General features: G+C 41.0%; 14 protein-coding genes. 4 read left to right on the top strand and 10 right to left on the bottom strand.

The genetic code is table 11. The annotated features are described in order from the left end of the window. Positions 1-34 precede the first annotated feature (34 nt). From CDG62_RS07920 to CDG62_RS07910, 3 genes are all read right to left on the bottom strand, one after another. A complete protein-coding gene (locus CDG62_RS07920; protein WP_087526562.1) occupies positions 35-1036 on the bottom strand; it encodes an adenosine deaminase in 1002 nt (333 codons plus the stop codon). Positions 1037-1103: 67 nt separating this feature from the next. Next, entirely contained in the window at positions 1104-2426 is a 1323-nt protein-coding gene (locus CDG62_RS07915) for an NCS2 family permease (protein ID WP_087526563.1), read from the bottom strand. Between the two features lie 369 nt (positions 2427-2795). Further along, positions 2796-3035, bottom strand: coding sequence for a hypothetical protein (locus CDG62_RS07910; RefSeq protein ID WP_228254434.1), 240 nt, complete (start codon positions 3033-3035; stop codon positions 2796-2798). Between the two features lie 228 nt (positions 3036-3263). On the opposite strand from CDG62_RS07910, the gene CDG62_RS07905 reads away from it, so the two are divergent. After that, on the top strand, positions 3264-4691 hold the full coding sequence (locus tag CDG62_RS07905; protein ID WP_087526565.1) for a cryptochrome/photolyase family protein: 1428 nt from the start codon (positions 3264-3266) through the stop codon (positions 4689-4691). Here CDG62_RS07905 and CDG62_RS07900 read toward each other — a convergent pair. Both CDG62_RS07900 and yaaA read right to left on the bottom strand, forming a co-directional pair. Then, the gene (locus CDG62_RS07900) at positions 4688-5314 is read right to left on the bottom strand and encodes a metal-dependent hydrolase (protein ID WP_087526590.1); all 627 of its coding nucleotides are present in this window, start codon (positions 5312-5314) and stop codon (positions 4688-4690) included. The genes CDG62_RS07905 and CDG62_RS07900 overlap by 4 nt on opposite strands. 15 nt (positions 5315-5329) lie before the next feature. Next, entirely contained in the window at positions 5330-6109 is a 780-nt protein-coding gene (yaaA, locus tag CDG62_RS07895) for a peroxide stress protein YaaA (protein ID WP_087526566.1), read from the bottom strand. A gap of 126 nt (positions 6110-6235) precedes the next feature. On the opposite strand from yaaA, the gene CDG62_RS07890 reads away from it, so the two are divergent. Further along, on the top strand, positions 6236-6865 hold the full coding sequence (locus tag CDG62_RS07890; RefSeq protein ID WP_010327145.1) for an alpha/beta hydrolase: 630 nt from the start codon (positions 6236-6238) through the stop codon (positions 6863-6865). A gap of 395 nt (positions 6866-7260) precedes the next feature. Next, entirely contained in the window at positions 7261-7701 is a 441-nt protein-coding gene (locus tag CDG62_RS07885; RefSeq protein ID WP_087526567.1) for a DUF2147 domain-containing protein, read from the top strand. Between the two features lie 110 nt (positions 7702-7811). Here the strand turns inward: CDG62_RS07885 and CDG62_RS07880 are convergent, their stop codons facing one another. The 4 genes from CDG62_RS07880 to pheA form a co-directional block, all read right to left on the bottom strand. Beyond that, positions 7812-8180, bottom strand: a complete 369-nt coding sequence (locus CDG62_RS07880; RefSeq protein ID WP_087526568.1) for a hypothetical protein — start codon at positions 8178-8180, stop codon at positions 7812-7814. Positions 8181-8288: 108 nt separating this feature from the next. Then, on the bottom strand, positions 8289-10538 hold the full coding sequence (locus tag CDG62_RS07875; RefSeq protein WP_087526569.1) for a bifunctional prephenate dehydrogenase/3-phosphoshikimate 1-carboxyvinyltransferase: 2250 nt from the start codon (positions 10536-10538) through the stop codon (positions 8289-8291). A 3-nt stretch (positions 10539-10541) separates the two neighbouring features. Then, the gene (hisC, locus tag CDG62_RS07870) at positions 10542-11633 is read right to left on the bottom strand and encodes a histidinol-phosphate transaminase (RefSeq protein ID WP_087526570.1); all 1092 of its coding nucleotides are present in this window, start codon (positions 11631-11633) and stop codon (positions 10542-10544) included. Positions 11634-11700: 67 nt separating this feature from the next. Next, on the bottom strand, positions 11701-12810 hold the full coding sequence (gene pheA, locus CDG62_RS07865; protein ID WP_087526571.1) for a prephenate dehydratase: 1110 nt from the start codon (positions 12808-12810) through the stop codon (positions 11701-11703). A gap of 455 nt (positions 12811-13265) precedes the next feature. On the opposite strand from pheA, the gene CDG62_RS07860 reads away from it, so the two are divergent. Next, positions 13266-13784 carry a DJ-1/PfpI family protein gene (locus CDG62_RS07860; RefSeq protein WP_087526572.1) on the top strand — a complete coding sequence of 173 codons (519 nt, stop codon included), beginning with the start codon at positions 13266-13268 and terminating at the stop codon, positions 13782-13784. Positions 13785-13840: 56 nt separating this feature from the next. Here CDG62_RS07860 and CDG62_RS07855 read toward each other — a convergent pair whose 3' ends face one another. Continuing rightward, on the bottom strand, positions 13841-14983 hold the full coding sequence (locus CDG62_RS07855; protein WP_087526573.1) for an acyl-CoA dehydrogenase family protein: 1143 nt from the start codon (positions 14981-14983) through the stop codon (positions 13841-13843). Between the last annotated feature and the right edge of the window lie 123 nt (positions 14984-15106).

The following is a 15106-nucleotide window of genomic DNA, read 5'->3' as shown; positions in this document are numbered from 1 at the left end:
ACAGAGCGAACTCTGTCTTTAAAGCAACATTAGATTAAGCAATGGCTGCAATTTCAGCCGCCCATTTTTGCTTCTCTTCTGTCGAAATAAACGATGCTTCAAACGAGTTCAGCGCCAATTGTTTTAGTTCAGTTGCTGTTAAGTCTAACGCATCTGTAATCGCAATAAAGTTGTCATTCATATAACCACCAAAGTACGATGGATCATCTGAATTTACTGTTACTTGCACACCTTGTTGTAACAAGCGGCGGATATTGTGCTGTACCATATCATCAACGACACATAACTTTAAGTTACTGAGCGGACAAACTGTCAGTGGCATTTTCTCTGCAATCAAACGCTGCATTAATACAGGATCTTCTTCAGAACGCACACCGTGGTCGATACGGTTTACTTTAAGTAAATCCAAAGCTTCCCACACATATTCTGCTGGGCCTTCTTCACCTGCATGCGCAACCACTAAAAAGCCCGCTTCACGCGCTTTAGCAAAGACACGTTCAAACTTTGCAGGAGGATGCCCAACTTCGCTTGAGTCCAAACCCACACCAATGATTTGATCTTTATAAGGCAATGCCTGCGCTAAAGTTTCAAATGCAGCTTCTTCACTTAAATGACGTAAGAAACACATAATCAAATGCGAACTAATGTTAAATTTTGCCTGAGCATCATCACATGCTCGTTGTAAACCATTGATCACGGTTTCAAATGCAATACCACGGTCTGTATGCGTTTGTGGGTCAAAGAACATTTCGGTATGCACGACACGATCTTCGGCACATTTTTCAAAATACGCCCAAGCCAAGTCGTAGAAATCTTGCTCATGAATCAGTACATTTGCGCCAGCATAATAGATGTCTAAAAACGATTGTAAATTGTGAAAATTATAAGCCTGTTTTACTTCTTCAACCGACTTATAAGGAATATCTATTTGATTACGCTGTGCGATTGCAAACATGAGTTCTGGCTCAAATGTCCCTTCAATATGCACATGTAATTCAGCTTTTGGTAAAGCACGAATGAGCTCCAATTGACTCATATCTTTTCCTCTTTAAAAATAAAAAAGGGCGTAAACTGAGTTTACACCCTTATCACTATTTGATGAATCAGCCACCAAATAACGCGAATTTTAATGCCCAAAGCACAGCCACAATCCACACCATGTACGGTACGGTTGCCGCTTTCCCTGTGAACAATTTAACCAATGCATAGCTAATAAAGCCCATCGCAATACCATCTGCAATTGAGTAGGTAAAAGGCATAAAGACAATGGTTAAGAATGCAGGTACGGCTTCAGTAATATCATCCCAATCAATATGAGTAATCCCCTGAATCATCAACACACCAACAAATAACAGTGCTGGAGCTGTTGCAAAACCAGGTACAGATTGAGCTAAAGGTGCTAAAAATAAACACAATATAAATAACACACCGACCACAACTGCGGTTAAACCTGTACGGCCACCAGCAGCAACACCCGCAGACGATTCAATATATGGTGTCGTTGAAGATGTACCTAATGCTGCACCTGCAACAATTGCAGTTGAGTCTGCAAATAATGCTTTTTTCAAACGGGGAAGTTTGCCATCTTTCAGCAAGCCTGCACGGTGTGACACTCCAACCAATGTACCTGTTGAATCAAATAAATCGACCAAAAAGAATACAAAAATGACACCCACTAAGCTTGCTGTAAATAAACCTTCAAAATCCATTTGCATGAATGTTGGAGCAATTGATGGAATTTCACCAACAACACCTTTGAACTCGCTTAAGCCCATAACTGTTGAAATTGCAGTTAAAGCCAAGATGCTGATAATAATGGCACCACGTACTTTAAAGTGATGCAGTACAACCACCATCAAGAAGCCAAATAAAGCCAAAAGAACCGTCGGTTGCTTTAAGTCCCCCAATCCAACCAAAGTCGCTGGATTGTCCACAATAACGCCTGCATTTTTTAAAGCAATCAACGCAAGGAATAAACCAATTCCGCCGCCAATTGCAAGCTTAAGCGACATTGGAATTGCATTCACAATGGCCTCACGGATCTTAAACATACTGATCGCAATGAATACCAAACCTGATACAAACACTGCAGCTAAAGCAGTCTGCCAAGGCACACCCATACCCATACACACTGAATAGGTAAAGTAAGCGTTTAAGCCCATACCTGGTGCTAATGCAATTGGATAATTTGCAACAATACCCATAACCAAACAGCCAATTGCGGCTGCAAGACAAGTCGCTACAAAGACAGCACCATGATCCATCCCCGTTTCGGATAAAATCATTGGATTCACAATAATGATGTAACACATGGTTAAGAATGTTGTTACACCTGCAAGAAGCTCTGTACGAAAACTGGTTTTATTTTCACTCAGTTTGAATATACGCTCGAGCATATTTTCTGAAGATGGATTAGGAGTCGTCATGACCTAGCCCCTGTAAATAAACTTTTAAAACTGTATAACTGCCAAAAAATTCCGACACTCAGTACGATGAAAATCTGATTAAATTTCTGGAAGTTAAAGCAATGAATATGCCAAATTTCCTCAATTCAGGAAAAGTTTATTTAGCCATGAATGATTCAAACGTAGGGTCGAACCATATATACCTAAACAAAAAAGCCGCATAAACCGTATGCAGCTTTCAACAAAAACGTCATTTTAGACTCAAAATCTAAAATTCAATATATCTCGGCGCGAATTATAACACACTGATTTTTAATTGTTTTAAATTTATTTTTAATTAAAATTCAACATGATAAGTCATTTATACATGATTTTATTCTATCTTAAGCTTCAAATTACTTTAATAGAAACTGAATCGATTATTGCTTCAGCATCACTTTGAAACGAGCTATTCACTTTTTCAGGCACGACCTTTGCCTTTGAGAGAGGACTCAACTTTTGCACTTTAGGCTCAGTACTGTTCATGAGTTGATTCAACTGTTGCTGTTTTTTCGTTTCTGTATCCTGAAAAACAACAAACCCAAGCAAACAAACAGCAGCCACAAAAATAGGGATTAGAATTTTTTTCATGACATTCACAATATCCACAACTGCTTTAGCATGATTACAAATCATAACAAATAATACAAAGGGCCACACATTTATCAGATAAAAAGCATCTTCACACTTTATAGTTTTTTCTGATTTAATTATTTCAATAACATAAGATTAAGTTAAACGTGTGAGAAAAAAATATGATCAAAGTGCTCAATTTTGTAATATTTTATATTTCAAAAAATTACAGTTGATTAACCTTTTATGAACATAATTTGGTTTAGACAAGATCTTCGCATACACGACCATGCCGCACTTTGGCATGCAAGCCAACATGGACCTATGCTGGCTTTAGTGATCCTATCACCACAACAGTGGTTATTACATCATGACGCGGCTGTAAAAATTGATTTATATGTCAGACAATTGCACGATTTAAAACAGAGCCTTGCTCAGTTGAATGTTCCTTTGCTCATTCTAAATATTCCGCTGTGGCAAGATATTCCACTTCAGCTTTCATCTTTATGTCATACACTGCAAGTACAACAGATCTTTGCAAATATCGAAATGGGTGTGAATGAGCTTAAGCGAGATGCGGAAGTTCAACAGTGCTTAAATCAGCAACAAGTTGAATTTACGCTCTTCCAAGATCGAACCCTCTTTCCCTTAAACAGTATTCGTAACCAATCGGGTAAGCCCTATCAAGTCTTTGGTGCTTTTAAAAAAAACTGTTATGAACGCTTAAATATTGGCTTACCGCAGTGCTACCCTCTTCCTTCTATACAGCAGACTGTAGAGCTTGCCGCCGATTTAAATACAACCATTCCACTCATTGAATCGCTGATTGATGTGAATACAAATGAGTTAAATCAAATTAAAGCCTACTGGCCTGAAACGGAAGCATATGCACTTTCAGTGCTTGATGATTTCATTGATCACAAAGTTAGTGACTATCAAAAAGAGAGAGACTTTCCTTTTTTAAATAGCACCAGCCAACTTTCAACTTATTTAAATCTCGGGATCGTGTCGATTCGACAGTGTCTCAATGCCCTGTTTCGTGCTCAACACGGTCAATTTATGATTGATAACATAGGCCAACAAACTTGGTTAGATGAATTATTATGGAGAGAGTTTTATCAACATATTTTATTTGATTTTCCGCATGTCTCTAAACATCTGCCATTTAAAGCCAACACACAGCGTATTGTATGGCGAGATTCGCCTGAAGATTTAAACGCATGGCAACAAGGTCATACTGGTATTCCAATTGTGGATGCAGGTATGCGGCAACTACTTGCGACTGGTTGGATGCACAATCGTGTCCGTATGATTGTTGCAATGTTCTTAACTAAAAACTTGTTGATTGATTGGAGACTGGGCGAGCAATGGTTTATGCAACATTTGGCAGATGGTGACTTAGCCGCCAATAATGGTGGATGGCAGTGGTGTGCCTCCACGGGCACCGATGCTGTGCCTTACTTCCGAGTCTTTAACCCTGTGAGCCAGTCTCAGAAGTTTGATAGCAATGGTGACTATATTCGACAGTGGCTACCAGAGCTTGCACATTTAGATGCCAAAAGCATTCATGAGCCTTATGCTCGGCAGCCGAATATGGAACTAGACTATCCCAAACCAATCGTCGATATAAAATCAAGCCGTGTGCGTGCCATCGAAGCGTTTAAAGGGCTCTAAACACTTAAAATTTGGGCTAAGTTCTGCTTAGCCAGTCGCTCATAGCGCTTTTGGAAAAGTGGTGTTTGATACAGAGGCTGCATTTCTAAAAAGTGCCTTAACACTTGCTGGCGCTTCTGCACATAAAGTGCGGGCTCAACCCAAGCATACTCTTGCTGAATTTGGCGTTCATATTCAACAAAACGCATAGGATCACTGGCTAAAATAGCCAGATCAATATCCAATAGATAAGCCAAATCAGCGTCAGCTGTCGGTGCATGTGTTTTGGTTGCCAAAATCCATGCATAGATCTTTGCAACTTGCTTAGCTCCTAGCACATTTTTAAGCATCTGTTGCATGCAGTCGGCGCTTTGCTGCTCATTGTCATTTGCTTGCGGGTTATAGATGACATCATGAAACCAAATGGCCAACTCAACGGACAAGGCATCGTCTAAGTGGGTTTTGATCTGATGAAAGTGCTCTAAACATTCAACAATATGTTGAATGCTATGATAATGTCGCTGTACTTCACCATAGGCGTCATACAGCGACGCATAGAAATTTTGAGTGGTATCGTCATCCAAACTCAATTGCTTTGCAGTGAGCGTCCAATAGTCCTGAAATTGTTTTGTATATTGCACCATTGGAATGCCCATGCATTATGCAGCCTGTTCATCTCGTTTAAAGACCAACTCACCTTTTAATGAGCTATCTGCATCAAAATAATAACCATCTGTCTGGAATGATTTTAAACCTTCAATTTGATCGATTTGGTTTTCAATCATGTAACGCGCCATCAATCCACGTGCTTTTTTGGCATAGAAACTAATGACTTTATATTTGCCATTTTTCTGATCTAAAAACACAGGTTTAATAATGTCTGCTTGGATTTTGCTTTCTTTCACAGATTTGTAGTATTCATCCGACGCAATATTCAGCAAAATTTTCGAACCTGCTTGTGCTAAATCTTGATTAATTAAATCGGTAATGTGATTACCCCAAAACTCATACAAATTATGTCCGCGTGGGTTAGCCAGCTTGGTTCCCATCTCTAAACGATACGGCATCATTAAGTCCAATGGACGTAGCAAACCATATAAACCAGAGAGCATTCTTAAATGTTGCTGTGCATACTGAATGTTCGACTCTGACAAATGATAAGCATCTAAACCAGTATAAACATCGCCTTTAAAAGCAAACATAGCTTGTCGCGCATTGGCAAAGCTGAATTCTAGCTGCCAATCGCGAAAACGATCAGCGTTTAAGGTGGCAATTTTTTCACTGACACTCATTAAGCTTGCAATTTCACTTGCTGACAATTTGCGACTAACTTTGATCAATTCTTGGGAATGTTGCAACAATCTGGGTTGTGTATACGTATCAGTAGGTAAAGGAGTTTGGTAATCTAAAGTTTTGGCAGGAGAAACAAGGGCAAGCATAGATAACCTGATTAAAAAACAATTAAACAGACTATATCAGTAGACTTATTTTATTGCCAATCTGTGTTTTTAATAAGCATAAACGGTTAAACTAGCCCATTCTCCTGTTATATGTATCGATTCTCTATGTCTGAGCAGATGTTCATTCAAGGTCCAGTTGGGCAAATTGAAGTTTTTGTAGATTATCCACAGGGTGAAGTGAAAGGATTCGCGGTAGTTACTCACCCCCATCCACTCCAAGGTGGTACGCCTCAACACAAGGTTCCAGCATTGCTTGCGCAAATGTTCTTAGAACGTGGTTGTATTGTGTACCGTCCAAGTTTCCGTGGCTCAGGTCAAAGTGTTGGTCTACACGACGAAGGTCATGGCGAAACTGATGATGTTCTTGAAGTGATTAAGCATGCTCGTGCAGCACATACAACTTTACCCTTCTATGCAGGTGGTTTTAGTTTTGGTGCGCATGTCATGGCAAAATGCTATGATGCTTTACAAGAAGAAATTCGACCAAAACAAACCATTTTATGTGGTCTACCAACGGCAACGGTCGCCGGTGTGCGCCACTATGTAACACCACAGCTTAAAGGTGACATCTTATTCATCCATGGCGAAGCCGATGAAGTGACCTTATTGTCTGACATGATTACATGGGCTAAACCGCAGCGCCATTTAGTGACGGTATTACCTGGTGCAAACCACTTCTTTACTGGTTACTTAAAACAGTTACGTATTGCGATTACCCGTTTCTTGTGGATTTAACACATCACTCAGTTCAGGAAAGAAATGACTGTCTTTAATGTTAGATCTTTTCTTTCTTGAACTTTTTATTTTTAATCTAACCCTATCTCTTTTTCTATTCAGATGCTTTATAAGCCATTTTAAGCAGCTTCATTCGCCGGCCCTTATACCACCTCTCTTCCCCAATAATTTTAAGCTTAGCTTTGAGCGCTAAACACAATCAACACTATCCCCCCTCAAATGCCTATTTTAAAAATATGTAAGTGCTTAACCCTACTAATGGTAGTTTATGCAACAATCTACGCTTGAACTTGATATATTCTGCACATCATTATTCAAATAATAAGTTATACAATCAATATCTTAGCTCGTTACAGCTATTCATTTAAATAATTTTTAAAATATTCAGGGATTTTATGAAAACAATTCTCGGGGCAGTTTTATTCACTATCGCATGCACATCAGCCTGTGCTCAGGACATTATAGGAACTTGGCGTTATATCGATGATAAAACTGGAGAAGCTAAAGGTCTGGTGAAAATTGAAAAGCAAACCAATGGGACTTATGCTGGAACTGCACTAAAAGCAACGCCTCGTCCGGGTTATACCGCTAAAGAGTTCTGCACCAACTGCCCTGCTCCCTACACCAATAAGCCTATTATTGGTATGCAAGTGATTACAGGTTTAAAAACTGAAAATAATATTAATTATACGCATGGCAAAATCATTGATCCCGTTTCAGGCAAGCTGTATAGCCTAAAAGGCAAAATTAGCCCAAATGGGAAAAAACTATTCTTAAGAGGGTATTTAGGTGTTTCTGCTGTGGGACGCAGCCAGACTTGGTTACGTGTGGAGTAGGTCTTATAGCACATCATGCAATAGACGCATTGACCTATTAAAATATTAAACTTGTTCTGTCCTAGAAAATGCTGAATGATAAAATATTCAGCATTTTTTTCCCCATTAGGCTAACTATTTTTCCACTCAAACTCAGTAAAACTTTTATCTGTTTTTAATGTATTTTCCACTGCTTGAGCAAGTTGATTCAATAAGCTACGCTCCGCAATACGGTCTACCCAGTCCTGTTCTTCATCAGGATAAGAAGCAATTTCACATACCAAGTTTCCTTCTTTGTCATGACCTTGGCATGTAATAGACAGAGGCAATGTATGATGATCTACACTCACAGCCACCTGATCACCACTTTGTGGCAATGTTTCAAAACCAAATTGGCCTAACTTTTGAACCAGCAGGTCTTGTACTTGCTTCTGTACTACACCGCTTTCATTTACATCCTGCTGCTGCCCATGCTGTGCTGTAAATTGTAATTTTCTCATTGATCATCCCAAAGGCTTTTTTGTTATATGGGTTTAGCATAATGGCTTAACACAAAACAGCCAAGCAAAAGCTTGGCTGTTCTCACACAAAATATCTAAGCTTTAGTCTTATTCAGTGACTTGGATCGCTAAACCAGCTTGATTGCTTAATTGGGTAAAGGTCGGAAAACTCGTAGCAACCGTTTCAGTACCAATGATTTTAATTTCAGCAGAGGTGCGTAAACCTGCCATTGAGAAACTCATCGCAATACGGTGATCGTGATGTGATTCAATTTCCCCACCAGTGAAAATCGCGCCCCACTCACCTGAACGACCCTTGCCTTCAATGATGATGCCATCGTCAGTCGGCGTACAATTGATACCCATGGTTTTTAAACCATCTGCCATCACTTGAATACGGTCTGATTCTTTCACACGCAGCTCAGCAGCACCTGTTAATACGGTTTGCCCTTCAGCACATGCAGCTGCAATGAACAATGCAGGGAATTCATCAATCGCCAATGGAACTTGATCTTCAGGCATATGAATACCTTTGAGTGTACGTGTACCTTGAATACGAATGTCCGCAATGGGCTCACCACCTGCAATACGTTCATTTTCAACCGTAATGTCTGCACCCATTTGCTTCAAAATCTCGATCACACCTGTACGCGTTGGGTTAATGCCCACGGCTTCTAAGGTAACATCTGAACCTTCGGTAATCGCAGCACCCACCATAAAGAAAGCAGCCGATGAAATATCTGATGGCACTTGAATCTCTGTACCAACCAACTTACCTCCACCTTGCAGTGAAATACGGTTACCTTCTGTTTTCACGTCATAACCGAATGCACGTAGCATGCGTTCAGTATGGTCACGTGTAGGTTCAGGTTCTGTGACTGATGTTTCACCTGCCGCCCACAAACCTGCCAATAAAATTCCAGATTTCACCTGCGCAGATGCCATTGGCAAATCATAATGAATGCCATGTAAAGCTTGGTTTCCAGTAATCGAAACAGGAGGTGTGCCACGTTCACCTGTGGTTTGAATCTGTGCACCCATTTCACGTAATGGTTTAGCAATACGTTCCATTGGACGCTTCGACAGTGATGCATCACCCGTCATTACAGAGTCAAATTTCTGTGCAGAGAGCATGCCTGAAAGCAGACGCATCGACGTCCCCGAGTTACCCATGTAAAGTGCACTTGCTGGCGCTTTAAGGCCATTTACGCCTACACCATGAATCGTCACTTCACCATTTTTAGGACCTTCAATGCTCACGCCCATATCACGGAAAGCTTGTAAGGTTGCTAACGCATCTTCACCTTCCAAGAAACCTGTCACATGCGTCGTTCCTTCTGCAATTGCACCAAACATGATTGAACGGTGTGACACAGATTTATCACCTGGCACGCTAAACTTACCTTGGAAACTCTTTTTACCCGGTAATATGGTGAATTGCTGTGTTGTCACTTTATTGTTCTCCATGAAAGGTTTTTGAGCGAGCATATGGTTAAAATGCTGGCGTGCTGCTTGCGCATGTCCAAGCAAGCCCATTAAAGCATGTGAATCTTCATCTTCAATGAGTTTACGAATTGTTGCCAGTTGGTTCTCAAAACCATCTACGGCATTTAAAATGGCTTTTTTATTGGCAAAAAAGATGTCATGCCACATTTGTGGGTCACTTGCTGCAATTCGAGAAAAATCACGGAATCCCCCCGCAGCATAGCGAAAAATGTCTAAATTATCTTCACGGTTTGCCAATTGTTCAACCAGGTTAAAGGCCATCAAATGTGGAAGATGACTGGTATGCGCCAAGACTTCATCATGCTTGGCCACATCCATACAAATCACTTCTGCTTTCGCAGCTTGCCACAATTGAATTAGTTTCTCTACGGCCCAATCAGCACTGGTTGGTAACGGTGTCAAAATCACTTTATGGTTTGCAAATAAATCGACCTTACCTGCATGCACACCCGTGTGTTCTGCCCCCGCAATGGGATGCCCCGGTACAAACCCAGCAGGCAATGCCTCACCATACACGGCTTTGGCCGCGTCGACCACATTGCCTTTGGTACTGCCTACATCGGTAATAATCGTATGTTCATGCAAATAGGGTTTGATGGTTTCTAAGACTTTTTGCGTTGCACGAACAGGTAAGGCTAAAACCACCAAATCCGCACCTTGAACCGCCTGCACAGGATCGCTATACCCCTGTTGGATTAAACCCAAAGCTTTAGCATCCTGTAAGGTTTTTTCCGAACGTGTAGAGGCTACAATATTTTGGGTTAAACCTTCAGCAATCATTACTCGTGCAAGGCTCGAACCAATCAGTCCAAGACCAATAAATGCAACTTTTTCAAACAGTGGCGCAGACATAATTTAAGCGTTCGCCTCTAAACCTAGTACATTGGCCAAAGCCGTTAAAAATTTCATATTTTCAGCTTCAGTTCCAATCGATACTCGTAAATGATTGGCGATGCCCACAGGACGAACGATCACCCCTTCTTTTAATAAAGCATTAAAAGTTTGTGCAGGATCGGCTTGTATATCGACCAAAATGAAGTTAGCACGAGAAGGCTCGTAGTTGAGGCCTAGCGCTTTAAAACCAGTTTCAAGTTGCACCATGCCTGCTTTATTGACCACACGTGATTTCTCAATGAACTCCTCATCTTTCAGTGCAGCAACCGCTCCAACCATGGCTAAATGGTTGACGTTAAACGGCTGACGTATACGATTTAAGAAATCTGTCACTTCTGCCGACGCTAAAGCAAAACCGACACGTAATGCCGCTAAACCAAAGCACTTCGACATAGTACGGCTAACAATCAGATTCGGATACTGTGCTAAAAACTTTAAGCTGTTAAAGTTTTCTGGGAAATATTCCACATAAGCTTCATCCAAAACCACGATCACATGACTCGGTACTTTTTGCATGAAGCGCTCAAACTCAGCTTCTTCAAACCAAGTTCCTGTCGGATTATTGGGATTTGCAATAAACACCAATTTGGTATTGTCTTTAATTGCCGCCGCCATCGCGTCAAGATCATGCGAAAAACCTTGGGCAGGCACTTCAATCGCTTCGGCATTGATGGCTTGTGTGACCAATGCATAGACTGCAAATGCGTGTTGGCTATATACCACTGAGTCTTTTTCTGAAACAAAAGCACGAGCAAAAATTTCTAGCAGATCGTTTGAACCATTACCTAAAGTAATACAATCATGTGCTATACCAAACTGTGCATGAACTTGATCCTTCAAGATAAAACCACCACCGTCTGGATATCGTCCAATTTCTGCCAATTCAGCAGCAACTGCTTCTTTTACTTTGTCCGAACACCCCAAAGGGTTTTCATTTGAGGCAAGTTTAACAATATCGGTCATCCCCAATTCACGCTCTAATTCGCTGATTGGCTTACCTGGTTGATATGGTTTTAACTTCGCAATACCTTCATTGGCTGGAGCAAACGACATGTGGCCTTTCCATTCTTACAAGTGGTGTACATGGTTGAGTTTGGAACAAACCCAACCACCTTAGAGATTACAATACTGCAATCGGGTATGAACCCAATACTCGAACTTCTTTCACGAGTGGACGAATCTCTTCAATCGCCGCTTTAACATTGTCTTGTTCCACATGACCTTCTAAGTCGATGAAGAAGACATAAGCCCATTTTTCGGGCAGTGCAGGACGCGTTTCGATACTGGTCAAACTAATGTTGTGCTTTGCAAATGGTGCAAGGATTTCCAATAATGCACCTGCACGATCATGTGCAGAAATCAGCAATGACGTTTTATCATTACCACTTTGCGGGATTCTTTCACGACCAATCACCAAGAAACGCGTGGTGTTCTCAGGATTATCTTCAATATTGCTGTGCAAAATTTCTAAATCATAGATACCTGCTGCAACATCAGATGCAATAGCAGCCGAATGCCATTCCGTACGAATACGTCGTGCCGCTTCAGCATTCGAGCTTAAAGCTACACGTTCCACGCCTGGATAGTGCGCGTCCAACCATGCACGGCACTGCGCCAAAGTTTGCTGATGCGCATAAATTTGTTTAATGCTGTCTTTACGCGTGTTTTCAGACACAAGAAACTGGTGATGAATACGCAATTCAACTTCACCAATCACATTTAAATGTGAGGCTTTAAAACAATCTAAAGTATGGTTGACCACTCCTTCTGATGAGTTTTCTACCGGTACCAAACCATAGTGGGCACTGCCTGCTTCGACTTCACGGAACACTTCATCAATGGTCGGTAAAGGGCGAACAACAGCATCATGTCCAAAATGCTTCAAAACCGCAGAGTGCGTATAAGTACCGACAGGACCTAAAAATGCAATACTTTGCGGTGCTTCTAAAGCCAAACATGCAGACATGATTTCACGGAACAAACGTGCCATGGTCACATCAGACAAAGGGCCTTCATTACGCTCCATAACATTCCGTAAAACTTGCGCTTCACGTTCTGGACGGTAAAACATTGGATTCTCTTCAGAAGCAAATTTTGCCTTTGCAACAGCTTCCGCCAGTTTCGCTCGACGGTTAATAAGTTGTTGAATCTGCTGATCAACAGAGTCGATATCCTGACGGATTTGATTGAGGTCAAGAGAAGTCGTTGTGTTTTGATCGTCTTGGATCATTGTTATGTCGCCCTTCATAAACATTGTGCAAACAGTATAACAATAGTTAGCTTTGAAATCTTGCGCAATAAGACTTTGCATGTTTCAGTGCTAAAAACATACAGTTGATTTAATCATCAAGTTTATCAATAAACTGCCCCAATAATAGACATCAATAAAACCACTGAGCTTCACATTTTTTCGTCTTAGCGTTATACATAGAACATGACTCAACCAAAACACTAAGTCGATGCTATTTGGGTCTTAACTCAGCACTTTTAAGCTACGTCTAGGCTTTGAAAAATTTTGCTACACCTTCATAAAAATCACCATTCATCCGTATTTCAGTGCGTTAGAATATCTTTTAAAATATGCTTTACTTAAGTTGACGTATTCATAACAAAGAGAGTATGCAGCAGTAGCGAATGCTCTATAGTCTCAATAAAACAAAACAATAATGAACTGTAGGTACTGTCATGCACAAAAAAATTGCAGTCTTGGTCACCTATGACTTTGAAGATGCCGAATATGCTGAGCCCGTAGAAGCATTTCGAGCAGCTCGGCATAGCATTATTAACCTTGAAAGTCAGGCTGGCAAAATCATTTATGGCAAAAAGCGTAAAGCTTTTGTCACCATCGACCAAAGTATTGATGATGCCTCCGTGCATGACTTCGATGCCTTACTCATCCCTGGTGGTTTTTCACCAGATAACCTGTGCCAAGATGAACGCTATGTCTTATTTGTCAGACACTTTGCAAACACACAAAAGCCTATTTTATGCAGTGCTGATGCACCCAAAATTTTAATGTACGCGGGAGTCGTGAAAGGCAGGCGTATGACGTGCATCCACCACCTTCATCAGGACTTAGAAAATGCAGGTGCTGTGCTGTATGACACAGGTGTTGTGAATGACAATAATTTATATATTTCATCACAAACCCAATATGATCTCCCCGCCTTTATACAAGAGAGTTTATTGGTACTGAACCGATAAAAAAAGAGCCTATTTGAGGCTCTTTTTAGACACATGTTTATATCCGCACCTAAGGCTTAACGCCCAAGTAAGCTACGCGCGACTATTTCTTTCATAATTTCATTGGTTCCACCGTAGATGCGTTGAATGCGTGCATCGACAAAGAAACGTGAAATTGGATATTCACTCATATAGCCATAGCCACCAAAGAGCTGCAATAAATTATCTGCCACTTTCATTTGCATATCCGTTGAAAAGCTTTTTAGCGCTGCTGCGGTTTCGACATCTAACTTGCCTTGCATATAAAGCTCAACGTTTTGATTATAAAAAGCAGCTGTGGCTTGTTCATCAATCTTGGCTTGAGCCAAAACAAAACGTGTATTTTGGAACTGCGAAATATGTTGACCAAAAGCTTGACGCTCTTTGACGTATTGAATGGTGACATCAATTGAACCGCGAATTGCGCCTATAGCCGTTGCAGCAATTGCTGTACGCTCACGTGGCAGCTCTTGCATCAAATAAGTAAAACCTTGACCTGCTTGTCCCAACAATTGATCTTTGGGGACTTTCACATTGTCATAAAATAACTCAGAAGTGTCTTGTGAATGTAGCCCAATTTTGTCGAGGTTGGTGCCTTTTTTAAACCCATCCAAGTGGGTATCGACCAACATTAGTGAAACGCCCTTTGCGCGGGCTTGAGGATCAGTTTTTACTGCCAACACCACAAGGTCGGCATGCTGCCCATTTGAAATAAAGGTTTTAGAACCATTTAAAATATAATGCTCCCCTTGCAAAATGGCATTACTTCGCATAGCTTGTAAGTCTGAACCCGCACCCGGCTCCGTCATCCCTATCGCACCAACCACTTCGCCTGATACCATTTTCGGTAACCAGTACTGTTTCTGTGCTTCACTTCCAATGTGCAAAATATAAGGTGCTGCAATTTCAGAGTGACAAGAAATACCTGTCGATAAAGCACTAAAACCTGCACGTGCCGACTCTTCAACCAACATCAGTGAATAATGCGTTGGAACACCATAACCTCCGTATTCCTCAGGAACATCAACACATAAGAAACCATTTTCACCTAAGGCATTCCAGACTGAGCGTGGCATTAAGCCTTCTCGTTCCCATTGTTCATAGTGTGGTGCAATGTGTTCATTCATAAAACGGCGAAAGTTATCGCGAAATAGTTCTAGGTCTGCATCGTAATTCAACATATTTCTTCCTTGTAGTGATGTTGCTTTATTATTCAGCTCACATGCTAGCCATTTTTAATGCAACTGTCATGACCGCATCAGGCCATTTTTTATGCCCATAAAAAAGGAAGCCCTTAGGCTTCC

It is taken from the genome of Acinetobacter sp. WCHA55, from assembly GCF_002165305.2.
Taxonomy (GTDB): Bacteria; Pseudomonadota; Gammaproteobacteria; order Pseudomonadales; family Moraxellaceae; genus Acinetobacter.
Note: the sequence above shows the minus strand (reverse complement) of the source record. Positions and strands in the feature narration are given on the sequence as shown.